The sequence below is a fragment of the Lacticaseibacillus salsurivasis genome (assembly GCF_036246225.1).
In the GTDB taxonomy this organism is placed as follows: Bacteria; Bacillota; Bacilli; order Lactobacillales; family Lactobacillaceae; genus Lacticaseibacillus; species Lacticaseibacillus salsurivasis.
In genome coordinates this window covers 166,560-180,756 of sequence record NZ_BTTP01000002.1, presented here as the reverse complement: position 1 = coordinate 180,756, position 14,197 = coordinate 166,560, and the positions used below count along the sequence as shown (strand labels likewise).

The 14,197-nt window shown below is 54.9% G+C and carries 17 protein-coding genes; 5 read left to right on the top strand and 12 right to left on the bottom strand.

Features of this window, described 5'->3' with window-relative positions:
* The first annotated feature begins 9 nt into the window (after positions 1–9).
* A complete protein-coding gene (locus AAA927_RS03150) occupies positions 10–693 on the top strand; it encodes a DUF554 domain-containing protein (RefSeq protein ID WP_125579229.1) in 684 nt (227 codons plus the stop codon).
* A 57-nt stretch (positions 694–750) separates the two neighbouring features.
* Here AAA927_RS03150 and AAA927_RS03145 read toward each other — a convergent pair whose 3' ends face one another.
* From AAA927_RS03145 to AAA927_RS03135, 3 genes are all read right to left on the bottom strand, one after another.
* Complete coding sequence (locus AAA927_RS03145) at positions 751–1,161, bottom strand: peptide deformylase (protein ID WP_338215637.1); 411 nt, start codon at positions 1,159–1,161, stop codon at positions 751–753.
* Between the two features lie 10 nt (positions 1,162–1,171).
* Entirely contained in the window at positions 1,172–1,789 is a 618-nt protein-coding gene (locus AAA927_RS03140) for a LysE/ArgO family amino acid transporter (RefSeq protein WP_338215634.1), read from the bottom strand.
* 110 nt (positions 1,790–1,899) lie between these two features.
* Positions 1,900–2,121 (bottom strand): P8 family protein, encoded by a 222-nt coding sequence (locus AAA927_RS03135; protein WP_125579367.1) that lies wholly within the window; start codon positions 2,119–2,121, stop codon positions 1,900–1,902.
* Positions 2,122–2,317: 196 nt separating this feature from the next.
* On the opposite strand from AAA927_RS03135, the gene AAA927_RS03130 reads away from it, so the two are divergent.
* On the top strand, positions 2,318–3,565 hold the full coding sequence (locus AAA927_RS03130) for an MFS transporter (protein WP_338215768.1): 1,248 nt from the start codon (positions 2,318–2,320) through the stop codon (positions 3,563–3,565).
* Positions 3,566–3,625: 60 nt separating this feature from the next.
* Here the strand turns inward: AAA927_RS03130 and AAA927_RS03125 are convergent, their stop codons facing one another.
* On the bottom strand, positions 3,626–4,204 hold the full coding sequence (locus tag AAA927_RS03125; protein ID WP_338215632.1) for a uracil-DNA glycosylase family protein: 579 nt from the start codon (positions 4,202–4,204) through the stop codon (positions 3,626–3,628).
* 41 nt (positions 4,205–4,245) lie between these two features.
* Positions 4,246–5,175, bottom strand: coding sequence for an L-lactate dehydrogenase (locus AAA927_RS03120; RefSeq protein WP_125579233.1), 930 nt, complete (start codon positions 5,173–5,175; stop codon positions 4,246–4,248).
* A 237-nt stretch (positions 5,176–5,412) separates the two neighbouring features.
* Here AAA927_RS03120 and AAA927_RS03115 point away from each other — a divergent pair, with 237 nt between their 5' ends.
* Both AAA927_RS03115 and AAA927_RS03110 read left to right on the top strand, forming a co-directional pair.
* A complete protein-coding gene (locus tag AAA927_RS03115) occupies positions 5,413–6,090 on the top strand; it encodes a type 1 glutamine amidotransferase domain-containing protein (protein ID WP_338215628.1) in 678 nt (225 codons plus the stop codon).
* A 49-nt stretch (positions 6,091–6,139) separates the two neighbouring features.
* Positions 6,140–6,940, top strand: a complete 801-nt coding sequence (locus AAA927_RS03110) for a putative ABC transporter permease (protein ID WP_338215626.1) — start codon at positions 6,140–6,142, stop codon at positions 6,938–6,940.
* A 57-nt stretch (positions 6,941–6,997) separates the two neighbouring features.
* On the opposite strand, the gene AAA927_RS03105 is transcribed toward AAA927_RS03110, so the two are convergent.
* The 7 genes from AAA927_RS03105 to AAA927_RS03075 form a co-directional block, all read right to left on the bottom strand.
* On the bottom strand, positions 6,998–7,999 hold the full coding sequence (locus tag AAA927_RS03105; protein WP_338215624.1) for an aldose epimerase family protein: 1,002 nt from the start codon (positions 7,997–7,999) through the stop codon (positions 6,998–7,000).
* Between the two features lie 63 nt (positions 8,000–8,062).
* Complete coding sequence (gene xylB / locus AAA927_RS03100) at positions 8,063–9,559, bottom strand: xylulokinase (RefSeq protein ID WP_338215622.1); 1,497 nt, start codon at positions 9,557–9,559, stop codon at positions 8,063–8,065.
* 12 nt (positions 9,560–9,571) lie between these two features.
* Positions 9,572–10,915, bottom strand: coding sequence for a xylose isomerase (gene xylA / locus AAA927_RS03095; protein ID WP_338215620.1), 1,344 nt, complete (start codon positions 10,913–10,915; stop codon positions 9,572–9,574).
* A 102-nt stretch (positions 10,916–11,017) separates the two neighbouring features.
* Positions 11,018–12,166, bottom strand: coding sequence for an ROK family protein (locus AAA927_RS03090; RefSeq protein WP_338215617.1), 1,149 nt, complete (start codon positions 12,164–12,166; stop codon positions 11,018–11,020).
* Between the two features lie 13 nt (positions 12,167–12,179).
* Positions 12,180–12,383 carry a hypothetical protein gene (locus tag AAA927_RS03085; protein WP_204117767.1) on the bottom strand — a complete coding sequence of 68 codons (204 nt, stop codon included), beginning with the start codon at positions 12,381–12,383 and terminating at the stop codon, positions 12,180–12,182.
* Between the two features lie 10 nt (positions 12,384–12,393).
* Entirely contained in the window at positions 12,394–12,780 is a 387-nt protein-coding gene (locus tag AAA927_RS03080; RefSeq protein WP_338215614.1) for a hypothetical protein, read from the bottom strand.
* Between the two features lie 4 nt (positions 12,781–12,784).
* Positions 12,785–13,486, bottom strand: a complete 702-nt coding sequence (locus AAA927_RS03075; RefSeq protein ID WP_338215612.1) for a DNA alkylation repair protein — start codon at positions 13,484–13,486, stop codon at positions 12,785–12,787.
* Between the two features lie 77 nt (positions 13,487–13,563).
* Here AAA927_RS03075 and AAA927_RS03070 point away from each other — a divergent pair, with 77 nt between their 5' ends.
* Positions 13,564–14,181 (top strand): histidine phosphatase family protein, encoded by a 618-nt coding sequence (locus AAA927_RS03070; protein WP_338215609.1) that lies wholly within the window; start codon positions 13,564–13,566, stop codon positions 14,179–14,181.
* Positions 14,182–14,197: the final 16 nt, after the last annotated feature.

Here is a 14,197-nt window from a genome sequence, read left to right as displayed (position 1 = left end):
GGGTTTTATATGCTAGGCACATTTTTCAACGTTCTGATGATTATGATCGGTAGCACCGTGGGCAGTGTTTTCAAAAAAGGCATCCCCGCTAAGGCTAATCACGCCCTGATGACCGCCATGGGGCTGGCGGTGATGATGCTGGGCATCAATACTTCCGTGCAAAAAATGCCCCATAGCCAATATCCGGTGTTGTTCATCGCCAGCATGGCACTGGGCGCCTTAATCGGTAGCTTGCTGGATTTGGATGACCGCTTCAATCGCCTGCTGGCCCGCGGCAAAGGGGGTAGTCAGCTGGGACAGGGTTTATCGACAGCGATTTTGCTGTTTTGCATCGGCACCTTGTCGATTGTGGGCCCGATGGAAGCGGCCTTGCACCAGGATTACACGTTTCTGTTTACCAATGGCACGCTGGATTTGATTACCTCGATGGTGCTTGCTTCGACTTTCGGCATAGGTATCATTTTAACTGCGCCGGTACTACTGTGCTGGCAAGGCAGTTTGTACCTGCTGGCCAAGTTGCTGCAAGGCGCCATTTCCACGCCGCTGTTGACTGAGATTTCCATTGTCGGCGGCGTGTTGATTTTTGCTTCTGGGGTCAACATCTTGGGCCTCGCCAAAATTAAGACCCTCAACCTCCTGCCGGCACTGCTCATTCCACCGCTATTTTTCCTCGGCATGAGCTGGTTTCATTAACGACGAAAACCGCCGTTCAACCTGATGGGCTGAGCGGCGGCTTCTTTGCCTACTGAACTAAATTAAAATGCCTTCAAGGTGATCCATTTCGTGTTGAATAATCTGAGCAACAAAGCCGCTGAACGTTTCGACCCGGGGCTTAAAGTTGGCATCTTGATAGGCCACGGTGATTTGCTGGTAGCGTGTGGCTGGCCGTTCGCCGGCTAGCGACAGGCAACCTTCCTGCGCTTGGTAAGCGCCTTGCTTGGCCTTAAGCACTGGATTGACCATAATTTGAGCGAGCGGCCCGCGCTGGACAATGATGATGCGCTTGGCCACCCCAATCATGTTCGCTGCCATGCCAACACAGCGGTCAGCATTGGCGGCTAAGGTGTCCTGCAAATTCTGAATTACCGGCGCATCCAGCGGCGTGGCCGGCTGGCTTTGCCGTTGCAAAAAGAGCTGATCGCGATTAATCGGTTGTTTCATCGTTGCCTCCTTAAAGCACGGCCAGCACGGCGTTCACGACCAGCCGCACCCCGTAAAACATCACGACAATCCCAGAAGCGATGTTAATCCACATCAACACCCGTCGTGGCAAGCGATTGCGAAGCAAGTTAATGACGGTGGTCACCACGAAGAACCAGAGTGCCGTAGAAGTAATAATGCCGCCAAGGAACACCCAGGCTTCCGTCATGGTTAAAGGGCTCCGCAATGCGCCTAACGTCACGCTAGTATCAATTAAGGCCTGCGGGTTGGCGAAAGACACCACAAAGGCTCCGGTGAACCACTGCTTCAGCGATTGCTCCTGATGGTCGTTGCCAAAAGAAGCGGCGTTGGCGCCGCGCACAATGCCATAGCCCATCCAAATCACCACCAAGCCGCCTAGGCCCATCACAATGATTTTGATCACCTGATTGGCGGCGATGATGGCACCCATGCCCAGAAAAGCAATCGAGGTGAGCAAGGTATCCGCAAGCCAAATAAATCCGGCCACCAAAAGCGCCCGGCGCAAGGTGTTGCTCATGGCGTTGTTAAACGCATAAATATTTTGCATCCCGATAGAACTCACCAGCGCCAAGGAAATCACCATGGCGCGAAAATAGACGGCTAACATCCTGCCTTCGCCTCCTGAAAACGTGCTTTTTCTATCATAGCATTCGGCAGGCGGGTTTTCTGCAAAAAAAAGAAGCCACGCGGCCCCTTTTTGCAGTACTTGATGTTAAATTACTTCTTCAGCAACTTCTCAGCCAAGGCCTTGATTTCGTCATCGCTTTGGTCAAGCAGTGGCTTCATCGTCTCTTCGGTCTCAATGGTATTGTGGTTGTTGTTCTCCATATAGTAATCCCACAATGCGTCACGAACTGGGGTTTCATCATCGCTCCAATCAAACACCGCGTTCATTGGTTCATCAAGCACCAAAGTCTTTTCAGGATCTGCTGCCATGATCATTACCTCCATTGTTTTCTTACTTGAGTACAAAGCTATTATAGTCCAAAACTGCCCCGCCGCGTCAAAAAATTAGCACTTTATTTCAGCGAGTGCTAATTGCTTGACAAATGACACCGCGCTCTGCGTGATTGACATCGGTTCCGGGTTGCTCAAAAATGAAACCAGATTGATTTTGATGAAAGCCGTGACCCCAATGAACGTCCTGCGCAGCATGTTTTCCTCGCTTAGTGAACGAAATTTTCGTTATTTTTGGCTCGGCCAGTGTGTCTCCACCATGGGGACTTGGGTGCAACGCACGGCGCAAACCTGGCTCGTGTATGAAATGACCCGGTCCGCGTTCAAGGTCGGGCTGCTATCAGCCTTCCAATTTATCCCGATTTTAGGGCTGACGCTGGTTGCTGGGACCTTAATTGACCGTTTTTCCAAGCGGACGATTTTGATTGTTACGCAAGCGGCCTTCCTGTTACTAGGGGCGCTGATGACCGTGCTCGTCTACACCAACACGGTCCAGTACTGGCACATTCTCCTGATTGCCTTTCTGTATGGCTGCTTTCAGGCCTTTGACACCCCCACCCGGCAATCCTTTGTGGTGGAACTGGTTGGGCAAAAGAATCTGATGAACGGCATTTCCCTGAATTCCACCATTTTCAACCTGGCCAAAATCGCCGGGCCTTCGCTGGCGGGCCTCTTGATGGCGCAATATTCCGTTGGCTTTTGCTTTTTGGTCGATGCCATTTCCTATTTAGCGGTTTTGCTTGGGCTGTTTCTGATTCACCAAGACCACGTGGTGGCCTCCCACTCCCACCGCAAAGTCTGGACCGATCTCAAGGAAGGCCTCGCTTATGTCTGGTCGCATCAGGCCGTGCGCCTGTCGGCCGAGCTGATGCTGATTGTTTGCACCTTGAATTTCAACAACAATGTCATTATCCCCATCATGGCCAAAACCGTGTTTCACGGCGGCGCTCAAACTTACGCTAATTTGCTTTCGGCAACCGGGGTGGGCTCGTTAATCGCTGCCTTTTTGATGAGCTACCTTTCGCGCTTTGGGCTCCAACGCAACATCTACTTATGGGTGGGCATCGGCACTGCGACGCTGCAAGCCGGGATGCTGTTCGTGCGCAACTACCCGCTGGCCATGGTGGTGATGGTGCTGATTGGCTTTTGCAACATGATTTTCCTCAACCAGTCCAATGCGTCTTTCCAATTCAACATTCCCAATGAATTGCGCGGCCGCATCATGAGCGTCTATGTGCTGCTCAACCAAGGCAGCACGCCGATTGGCTCGCTGTATGTCGGCACGGTGATGGACATTGCCGGCGGGCTGTGGGGCTTCCCGGCTTGCGGGATTTTGGCGCTGATTCTGCTGGTGCCGCTGATGCTACTGAACCGGCCGCTCGTCAGCAAGTGGTTCCATCAAGGGAGCCATCAAGCGCAACTGTAACGCAAAAACCCAGTCGAAAAATCGGCTGGGTCTTCTTTTGTCTTCGCCATCAGCGCGAGCTTACAGCAGCGCCCGCACCCGTTTTTGCAAATCGGGTACCACTTGTTCATCAAACCAAGGATTGCGCCGGAACCAGCCGTAATTCAGCGGTGACGGATGCACCAGCGGCAGGTATTGCGGCAGATAGTCTTGATAATGTTCGACCGTGGCGGTCAACGTTTTTTGTCGCCGCTTGCCCAAGTAATAGCGCTGGGCATACATGCCAATCAGCAGCGTCAACTGCACATGTGGCATGAGCGCCAAGATCGGTTCGTGCCATTTTTCCGCAAAGCCTTTGCGCGGCGGTAAATCGCCAGATTTAGCCTTGCCAGGGTAGTAGAAATCAAGCGGCAAAATGCCGATTTTACCTGACTGATAAAACTCTTCCGGCGTTACGCCCATCCACGCCCGCAAACGATCACCACTAGGGTCGTTCCAAAATGATTCGGTTTCCTGCGCCTTGCGACTTGGGGCTTGGCTGATAATCAGCAGCTCGGCCGTGGCCGGCGCTTTGTACAGTGGCTTCACGCCCGCGGCAGTGTAGTCAGCGTTTTGCTCATCGGCTTGAATGGCGTTGAAGATTTCTTCGGCAGTTTGCATACGGGTCCTTTCCAGTACGTGATACCGCCTAGCCTACTGCATTAAAGCACGGTCTGCAAATTGTCCTTCAGCACTTGGGCAGAGTCTTGCAGCCGCTTGAGGTCGGCCGGGTTCAAGTCCAGTTGCAAGATGCGATCCAGCCCGTTGCCGCCCAGCAGCACCGGGACCCCAATCGAAACATCATGCAGGCCATATTCACCATCGAGGTGCACCGACATCGCAAACGCGGCATGGTCATCGTTTAGCACCGCCGCGGTCAGCCGCGTCAGACTGGCCGCGATGCCGTAGAAGGTGGCGCCTTTCTTTTCAATGATGGAATACGCCGCCGTCTTGACGCGCTCGCTAATGGTGGCGAAGTCCTGGTCCTGCTGGGCTTTCGGCACAAAATCGCACAGCGGCTGGCCGCCAACTGTGGCATAATCCCACACTGGAAATTCCGAATCACCGTGTTCACCCATGATATAGGCATGCACCGTGCGGACATCGATGTTGTACCGGCGACCAATTTCAGACCGCAGCCGGGCACTGTCCAGCGCCGTGCCTGAGCCGAGCACCCGATTGCGCGGCAGGCCGGAAAGCCGCAGCACCAGCTCGGTCAATACATCGACTGGGTTGCTGGCCACCAAAATGATGCCGTCAAAATGGTTGGCCATAATGTTGTTGGTGATGTCAGTGATGATTTTGGCGTTTTTAGCTAGGAGCTGAAGCCGCGTTTCGCCTGGCTTTTGCGCCACACCAGCGGTGATCACCACGATGTCGGCATATTCGCAGTCGGCATAATTCGCGGCATAAATATTTTTTTGAGCGACATAAGGCAAGGCGTCGCTCAAATCTTCCACATCCCCTTGCACCCGCGTCATATTGACGTCGATGATACCAATGCTTTTGCCGACCCCAGTGATCAAACAGTTGAAAGCATAACTGGAGCCAATCGCGCCGTCGCCGATCAGGACAATATTTGCTGATTTCATTAGGATTCTTCCTTTCGTATTGCACAATTAATTAACCGCTTTCAGTATACCGGGGTTGTTATTAAAAGGGAAATGCGAGGCATCGCGTGATGGCCTCGCCGCCTGTAGTCGCGCTACGGGTGGCCAACGCTCGAGCGCTTAGCCTAGCAAAATACGGCCACACTCCGCAGCCCGATAAACCGCTTTCATGTTTTGTGTTAAACTATTCCCAGATAACCACTTTTGGGAGGGAATAACTTGAAAAAAATCCTTGTTGTCTTAACCAATACCACTCGGTTCGTCAAGAAACCGGAAGCAACGGGGCTGTGGTTGGGTGAAGCGACGGAGTTTGTTGACGCCGTTATCCCACAATATGAGGTCGATTATGTGAGTCCGCACGGCGGGTATGTGCCGCTCGATCCCCGCGGCATGAAGTATGCCGATGAGGCCGCTTTTGCGCGGTATCACCAGCCCGACTTTCAACAGCGCGCCTTGGCCAACAGCTTGGCGCCAGGCGTGATCAACCCCCTCGATTACGCCGCGATTTACTATACTGGCGGTCATGGCGTGATGTTTGATTTTCCCGAAAACGCCGCCTTACAAACCATTGCCCAGCAAATCTACCAGCACGGCGGGTATGTCACTTCGGTTTGCCACGGGATTGCGGGGCTGCTTAACTTACGCGATGAAACTGGCCACTATCTGATTGAGGGTAAGCACATTACCGGTTTCACCACTCAGGAAGAGATACTTTCGGGTAAACGCAACCTGGTGCCATTTTTGAATGAGCAAGTGGCCGCCAGCCGCGGGGCGTTATTTGAAAAGCGGCGGGCATTCAAGCCGTTTGCGGTCAAGGATGGCCAGCTCATCACTGGGCAAAACCCTTGGAGCCCGAAAGCAGTGGCCAGCACCTTGCTCCAGGCCCTAAACGCCTAGCCTTGCCCTTCACGGTTGTGCTAGAGTATGAGGCAAGGAGGCGAGGCCGATGACCGCGACTGAATTTGAACAAACCTTCACTTTGTGGGTGCTTTACTTTTTTGCCTACGCCTTCGTCGGCTGGCTCTGGGAAAGTGGCTATGTCAGCGTTAAAAAGCGGCAGTGGACCAATTCGGGCTTCCTGGCCGGCCCTGTCATTCCGGTTTACGGCTTCAGCATTACTGCCGTGCTGGCCTTGGTCCAGCCTTTTGCCCATAATCTGGTGCTGCTGTACTTGCTTTCCGCACTCGTGATCACGGTGATTGAATATGTCACTTCCTGGCTGATGGAAAAACTCTTCCACGCCCGCTGGTGGGATTATTCCAACATCCCGCTCAACCTGAATGGCCGGGTGGCGCTGCCCATCTCGGCTTTCTGGGGCGTCGGGGTGGTTTTAGTCATCAAGTTCGTCCATCCGGTGGTTGCCCATTTTGTCACGCGCCTCGATGTGCGCTATGGCATTTTTGCCGCGATTGTGATGCTGGCGCTCTTCATGTTTGACTTCGGCTTCAGTCTCGCGAACGTGCTGGCCTTTGGCGCTGCCACCAAGCGCATCGGCGATGCCATCGACACCAAGAAGCAGGAACTGATCACGCAAGTCGACACTGCTACCGCCAAGCTGAGCCAAGACGAGCCGCGCTGGTTAGCTGACTATCGCCGCAACTTGGGCGCCCAGGCCACTTTGCCGAAACTCAGTTGGAGTCAGCGGCGCTGGCTGAAGAGCTTCCCGCATCTGCATTTGAATGATACGCAAACTTCAGCCAAGGATATTTCCGCCTTAGCCGAACTGCTGAAAAAACGGAAAAAGTAACGCGAATCAAAAGGCCAAGTGCGGCGATGAAGCGCCGCACTTGGCCTTTTGTCAGGCTTAGAACTTAAATTGCCAGGTCGTTTGCAACTGATACGGATCACCCGGCATTAAGGTGATGGCCGACCAATCTTGACCACTCGGCGGGGCGACTTGGGCTTCCAACGTCACACCGCTGTGGCGCCGCAAGTGGGCCGCCACGCCTTGCGCCTCATCCCAATGATTGCCCGTGTAGACCACCACCGCCGGCGCGCTAGTGGTCATGGTAACAGCCCGTCCTGACGCTCCAGTTAAGGTGGCAGCTTGGTCTTGTTTGAGCAAGAACGGATGATCCAGCCCTGCCCCGCCAAGCACCTGCGGCATCACCTCGCCTAGCCGCTGGGGCCGACGGAAGTCAAAGGGCGTCCCTGTCACCGACGCCCAGCCACTAGGCAAATGATTGGCTGCCAGTGGGCCGTAGTAATCGCTGGCCAGTTGTAGCGTGGTTTGATCCACCGTCGAATCCGGACCGTCCAAAGCAAAATACACATGATTCGTCGCGTTAAACAAGGTCATTTGATCCGATTCCGCGGTTAAGGCATAGGTCAGCCGGTTATGATCATCCAACATGTAGCTCACCGTGGTTTTCACGTTGCCAGGGAAGCCGTTGTGGCCGGCAAAATCCACTAAAGTGAAGGTCACCCGATCAGCGGCTGGGCCTTCGCGGTATGCTAAATTCCAGGCCTGCATATCCAGACCATCGGGACCGCCATGAATCGTGTTGGCCCCTTCATTGGCCGGCAGGGTTACTGGCGCCTCACCGCAGTGCCAAGTGTGGCCTGGCACGCGCGCGATGATGCGCCCGACTGTCCCGCCGAGCAGATTACGTGCCTCACTGTAATCACTCGGCTGCGCGAGATGCAAAATGACATCAACCAGCTGACTGCCGGCTGGTACCCGCACCCGTTCCAGCGTCGCGCCGTAATTCAGCAGGTCAACGGTCATCCCTTGATGGTTCACCAACGTGATTTCATACAAGGGCTCACCTTTCAGTGCGCCATAGCGTTTCATAGTAACTGTCATTGCGTGTTCCTTTCTGTGCTGCCAGCTAAGCAAAAGCCGTCCTGCGGTGGACGGCTTTTGCGATTATTCCTCAGCTGCCAACAAACCAGCCGTCAAACTGGCCGTCGCCTCGTAGACCTGATGATACAGCTGATAGTACCGGTCATAGCTGCGTACAGCCGCTGGGTCTGGTTCATAAGTCGCTGCCACCTGCACGAAATTTGCCGCGCAGGCCTTAAAATCGGCATACCAACCCAAGCCGACTGCCGCAATCATCGCCGCGCCTAGCCCTGGCCCTTGATTAGTGGCCAAACTGACAATCTTCAAGTTGAGAATATCGGCTTGGATCTGCAGCCACAGTGGGCTTTGCGCCCCGCCGCCAATCGTAATGGCCGAAGCAAACTGCCGTCCGCTGGCTTGGTATAGCCCCAGCAAATCGCGGAAAGAGAAGGTGATACCTTCCAGCACCGCCCGCACAAAATCCGCCCGGGTCTGGCGACTATCAATCCCGATGAAACTACCGCGGATTTTGGCATCCGCATAAGGCGTGCGCTCCCCGACCAGATATGGCGTGAACAGCAAGCCGTTCGCGCCAGGCTTCGAGGCCGCGGCGCTGGCCACTAGGCTGGTGAAATCCTCATCTGCGGCAAAGGTGTGCTTGAACCAATTCAAGCTGTGCCCCGCCGCCAAGGTGACGCCCATGGAGTAGTGCTGGCCTGGCACCACATGATCAAAGTAGTGCAGCTGCCCGTGGTAGGTCGTGGTGGGGTCCGGCTCAAAAGTCGAAACCACGCCAGAGGTCCCAATGCTTAGCATCAATTGGTCAGCGCTGAGCACCCCAGCCCCAACCGCTCCGCAGGCATTATCGGCGCCGCCAGCAAAGACCTTCACGGTTTGGGGCAAGCCCACCGCCGCTGCAAAGTCGGCGGTTAAGGTGCCGACACAAGCAGTGGCTTCTACCAGTGGCGGGCACATGCTAGCGGGAATGCCAAAGGTCTGCAAAATCGTCGTGGACCACTGCCGGGTGCTTTCGTCGAGCATCACCGTCCCTGCGGCATCGGAATAATCCAGTCCCACCTGCCCGGTCATGCGGTAGCGCACATAATCCTTGGGTAGCAGGAAAACTTTTGCAGCAGCGAAGTGCTCAGGCTCGTGCTTTTGGACCCACAGCAGCTTCGGTAAGGTGAAGCCTTCCAGCGCCCGGTTGCGGGTGATGGCGATAAAGTCATCGCCCATGGTCTGCTGAATCTGCTCGACTTCCGCCGTGGTGCGGGTATCATTCCACAAAATCGCTGGGCGCAGCGGCCGTATGGAAGCGGACAGCAGCACCAGCCCATGCATTTGGCCGGAAAAGCTTAATCCTGCCACCTGGCTAAAATCTACGCCAGACTGCTGGTGCAGCTTCTGCAAGGCCGTTTTCACCCCGCGAAACCAGTCTTCTGGCTCTTGCTCACTGAACCCAGGTTGCGGCTGCTGCAAGGGATAAGCGGCACTGGCGGTGGCGAGCGTTTCGCCATTTTGCGCCACTAACAGCACTTTGACGGCACTGGTGCCTAAATCCACACCAATCACTGTTGCCATATCGACCCTCCGTTACTTCAACGTCTGAATGATGTAATGATTGAGCGTGTCCTTGAGCTGTTCTAAGTGGCCGGAATGCGTCGCTGCAATCAAGTCACTTTGCGGCTTGTCGATGACGTCAGCTTCCAGGCTCTGGAAGGTCGCCGTGCCATTTTCAATCGTGGCGCCAATCCCAGATTCGTAGCTACTGTAACGGTCCGCAATCACATCTTCGAAGACATGATCATCAATCAGCTTTTGCGCCACCCGCAGGCCAGCGGCAAAGCTATCCATGCCGACAATATGCGAGTAGAACATATCTTCGGCTTCAAATGAGGAGCGCCGCGGCTTGGCATCGAAGTTCAAGCCGCCTTTGTGTGGGCCGCCGTTCTTCAAAACTTCGTACATGGCCAAGGTGGTTTCGTACAAATTAGATGGGAATTCGTCGATATCCCAGCCAATCAGCTCATCGCCTTGGTTGGCATCCAGCGAACCCAACAAACCGGCTTCGCGGGCAGTGCGGATTTCGTGCTGATAGGAATGCCCTGCCAAATTGGCATGGTTGCCTTCCAAATTCAGCTTGTAGGTGCCAGCCAGGCCATAAGTCTTCATGAAGTTAATGGTGGTGGCAGCGTCAAAATCATATTGATGCGTCATTGGTTCCTTCGGCTTGGGTTCCAGCAGTAGCTGACCATCAAAGCCGATTTCCTTGGCGTAATCCGCGGCCAAGTTGAAGAACTGGCCCAGGTGATCCTGTTCCCGCTTCATATCGGTGTTCAGCAGGGATTCGTAGCCTTCACGCCCGCCCCAGAACACATAGTTTGAAGCGCCAACGCGCTTAGCCGTTTCCAGGCCTTTCTTGACCTGCGCCGCAGCATAAGCAAACACATCTGCAAATGGTGAAGACGCGGCCCCAGCCACGAACCGCGGGTTGGTGAACATGTTGGCCGTGTTCCACAGCACCTTTTTGCCAGAAGTCTTCTGATAATCAGTAATCATATCCAAAATTTCATCGAGGTTCTTGTTGGTTTCCCGCAGCGTGTCCCCTTCTGGCGCAATGTCACGGTCATGGAAGCAGAAATAGTCCACGCCGAGCTTGTCGAAGAATTCAAACGCGGCTTCCACCCGCGCTTTGGCCAGGTCCATACCGGTGAATTCTGAATACGGCCGCTGCGCGGTGCCATCACCAAAAGGATCCACTAGCTGCTGGTCAAAGGTGTGCCAGAAGGCCACCGCAAACTTCAACTGGTCGCGCATCTTCTTGCCCCCGACGAGTTCATCTGGGTTGTAATACTGAAAGCCCAGGGCCGATTTCAGGCTGGTGGGGCCAAGGTACTTGATACTGTCCACATTCGGAAAATAACTTTGCTTATACATCAAAAAGCCTCCGTTTAGTTTGTTTATATAACTTACTAACTACGGGACAAAAGTACCACCAGCCGGGAGTGGCGTCAACCCTTTTTTGAGAGTGCTTGCAAGCTAAAAATGCAACTGGCGGCTGCCTAACCCCAGCACCTGATGCACAATCAACGTCGTGCCGCCAAGCGTAATCGCATGCTCACCGGCCTCGCCCAAAGTCAGCGGCACCGCATGCCCGGCCGCCGTCAGCGCCCGAGTGAGGTCAGTAAGTAAGTCAGGATTAGCCGCAATCAGTTGCGAATTAATGACGACAATTTTGGGATCGTAACTGGCCACCAAATTGTGAATCACCAACGTCAGGCGCATGACGAATTGGGCGAGCACCGCCTGCACTGCTGGGGTGGCTGTTTTGGTTAAGCTCGCGATTTCCTCGGCCTTGAGCGCATGACCGTAGACCGTAGCCAGCTGCGCCAGCACCGCATCTTCGGAGCAGAGGGTTTCAATTTTCACCAGCTGGCCTTGGTCGTTTGGTGCCAAGGCGCGGCCCACTTCGCCGGCGCCACCATTAGCGCCGCGGAACAGCTGGCCATCAATGACGACCCCGGCCCCGATGCCTTTGTGAATACTCAGCGCCACCAGATCCTGCTGGGCCGCGGCGAGTTCGGTAAAGTCCCGGGCATACAGTGCGGCCAGGTTGGCTTCGTTTTCAAGCACCACCGGCACCGCCAGGGCTTGCTCAAAATATGGCGCCAGCTCAATGCCATCCAGGGCCATAAACGGTGAATCCACCACCTGATTGTGATTGACGATGCCGTGCACACCAATGGCCACGCCTAATAAGCCGTGCAAGGTCTGCCCAGCGCTGGCTTCCTGAAAGGCCTGCACTTGCTGCACCATGAAAGCCAGCCGCTCGGCAATCGGCGCTCCTTCGCCCCAGAAATTCGCACTGTGGAGCACTTGCCCAGTTAAGGTGGTCACCATCATATCGGTGGCGTGAAAACCCAAGTCAAAGCTGATCACATAGCCATAATGGGGATTGAACCGATGCAGCGTGGGTTTGCGACCCCCAGCCTGGGAGCCTTCCCCGCTACCCACCACTTCAAGATAGCCCTCATCCAACAGCTGGCTAAAAATATCCGAAACCGTGACTTTGTTGAGCTTTAAGGCCTTGGCCACTTGGCTGCGGGCAATCGGGCCGTCATTGATGACCGCCTGGAGCACATTTTTCTCATTATTTTGGCGCACGCTATGCTTACTCATTCTCGCCATCTGCCGACTCCATTCAGCGTTCAGCCCGCATGAAGCGGTACTGAATCAATAATTCTGCCACGGCGAAACAGGCAAACAGGATGGCATAAAAGCCATGGTGGCGGTACCAAGCCACCACCGCTGCCACCACAAACAAGGCCGCTGCCGCCAAGCCCAACCAGTGGGCCCATTTGAGTTTCGTGGCCATGATCCGTTTTTCTTTCCGGTCAGGTTTCATGCGCTGCCTCCTACTTACGGTGGTGCTTCTTGACTGCCGACTTTTGCTTTAAGGCGGCGGTGATTTGCGCAACCACTTGCGGCCGCGGCAAGAACTGCGGTCGCTGGCCAGCCGTTTGCTGCAGTTGGGCCGTCGAATACTGCGGCGCCAGCTGATGCAAATCTTCAGCGGTCAACTGCCGCTGGTCGGCCAAGCCCCACATATCCTTGAGCGCCTGCGTGCGGACGCCTAAGGTGCGACTTTGCCACCACTGCGACCCAATCAGCCAGGCAAATAGTGCCACCCAAGCCACCAGCCGCACATGGGCGCCAAACACTAGCCGAATCAGCCAGAAAATCGCAAATGCCCCCACCGGCACCGCAATCACAAAAATCGTATTCCACTTTTTCAGACTCACATCATCACTCCCTATCGATTGTCTTTAGTATCGGCAATTTTCTGGTGGAAGGCAAGCCGGCCGTGGTTAAATACTTGGCGGCTTCCCGCGTGGCCAAGGCGCTTAGCTGATTTTGGTCAATAAATGCCGCCACCCAAGCCGAATCCGTTTTACTGTACTGCCGCAAAGCCCAACCAATCGCTTTTTGAATAAAAAATTCATCGGTTTCGCGGTCACGGGTAATAGCGGCAGTCAACAGTCTGCGGTCGGTGGCGTTTTTGCTCATCAGCTGCAAGGTGATCGCCACGCGCCGGTCCCAGAAATCAGCGCTTGATTCGAACCAGTCAAACACCGTTTGCTTAGTGCCAGGCTGGTGATCAACAAACGTCCCGTACACCTTACGCCAGGCATCGACGCTGTCCCACCAGGCCTTTTGCGTCACCAATGGCTTCATCGCCTGTAGCTCGGTCAGGGTCAGCCGCTTGACATTGCGCTGGGCTAAAGCAATCGCCACGTATTGATATTCGCGTTCGGGCCGCGCATAGAGCTCATGGATCCAGGCCAGTACCTCAGGCCAAGGCGTGGCTAAGCTTCGTTTCAGCAGGGGCGCTGCTTGCGCCGTTCGCGCCGGCGTTTTGACACCAAGGAAAACAAAGCGATTTTTCATATAGGCAGCCATGGGCGCTGCGTTTTGCGGCTCCCCAGCCAAAGTAAAAGCTAACGTCATCTTGCACCTGCTTTCTTCGTTAACCTTAGTATACCGGTGTGCGATAATACAAGCAGACGATTTTTGCGGAGGCAACTATGACCACTTTTTATTTGATTCGCCACGGCCAAACCTGGGCGAACACGCAATTCATCAAACAAGGCCTCATCGATGATGATCGTACCCACCTGACGCAAGCCGGCCGGCAGCAGGCCGCACGGTTAGCCGCAGCGTTTCCCATCGCCTTTGCGGATGTGCTTTACGTTAGTCCGCTGCAGCGCACCCGGGAAACGGCGAGCATTTTGAATGCCCACGCCCAGCTGCCGGTGCTTGAAGATCGACGGCTACTGGAGATTTCGTATGGCGCATGGGACGGCCAAAACAATCATGCGCTAGAGCGGCGATACCCCGCCTTGTACGATCACACGCTGCATGATGTGCTCCCTGCCTACAGCGAAGTTGCTCAAGGCAGTGAGCCTTTTGCCGCCGTGGTGGCCCGCATGGCGCAATTCATGACCGCCGTGACTGCCGCGCGGCCTGACCAGCAAGTCATCGTGGTCACCCACGGCTTCACGGTGAAAGCCGCGGCGCTGGCGGTGCTACAGCCCAAGAACCCGATGACGCTGCCCGAACCCGAGAACACCAGTGTGACCAAAATCACTCAGACACCTACCGGACAGCGGTACTTGTGGTATTACAATCGCACCGGCTTCTAAAAAGTGAGGCTGAGAC

What these genes read in the sequence shown, in the direction of transcription:
- AAA927_RS03150 (WP_125579229.1), top strand. Translation starts at nt 10, where the DNA reads ATGCTAGGCACATTTTTCAACGTTCTGATGATTATGATCGGTAGCACC.
- AAA927_RS03145 (WP_338215637.1), bottom strand. Translation starts at nt 1,161, where the DNA reads ATGAAACAACCGATTAATCGCGATCAGCTCTTTTTGCAACGGCAAAGC.
- AAA927_RS03140 (WP_338215634.1), bottom strand. Translation starts at nt 1,789, where the DNA reads ATGTTAGCCGTCTATTTTCGCGCCATGGTGATTTCCTTGGCGCTGGTG.
- AAA927_RS03130 (WP_338215768.1), top strand. Translation starts at nt 2,318, where the DNA reads ATGAACGTCCTGCGCAGCATGTTTTCCTCGCTTAGTGAACGAAATTTT.
- AAA927_RS03125 (WP_338215632.1), bottom strand. Translation starts at nt 4,204, where the DNA reads ATGCAAACTGCCGAAGAAATCTTCAACGCCATTCAAGCCGATGAGCAA.
- AAA927_RS03120 (WP_125579233.1), bottom strand. Translation starts at nt 5,175, where the DNA reads ATGAAATCAGCAAATATTGTCCTGATCGGCGACGGCGCGATTGGCTCC.
- AAA927_RS03110 (WP_338215626.1), top strand. Translation starts at nt 6,140, where the DNA reads ATGACCGCGACTGAATTTGAACAAACCTTCACTTTGTGGGTGCTTTAC.
- AAA927_RS03105 (WP_338215624.1), bottom strand. Translation starts at nt 7,999, where the DNA reads ATGACAGTTACTATGAAACGCTATGGCGCACTGAAAGGTGAGCCCTTG.
- xylB (WP_338215622.1), bottom strand. Translation starts at nt 9,559, where the DNA reads ATGGCAACAGTGATTGGTGTGGATTTAGGCACCAGTGCCGTCAAAGTG.
- xylA (WP_338215620.1), bottom strand. Translation starts at nt 10,915, where the DNA reads ATGTATAAGCAAAGTTATTTTCCGAATGTGGACAGTATCAAGTACCTT.
- AAA927_RS03090 (WP_338215617.1), bottom strand. Translation starts at nt 12,166, where the DNA reads ATGGCGAGAATGAGTAAGCATAGCGTGCGCCAAAATAATGAGAAAAAT.
- AAA927_RS03085 (WP_204117767.1), bottom strand. Translation starts at nt 12,383, where the DNA reads ATGAAACCTGACCGGAAAGAAAAACGGATCATGGCCACGAAACTCAAA.
- AAA927_RS03075 (WP_338215612.1), bottom strand. Translation starts at nt 13,486, where the DNA reads ATGACGTTAGCTTTTACTTTGGCTGGGGAGCCGCAAAACGCAGCGCCC.
- AAA927_RS03070 (WP_338215609.1), top strand. Translation starts at nt 13,564, where the DNA reads ATGACCACTTTTTATTTGATTCGCCACGGCCAAACCTGGGCGAACACG.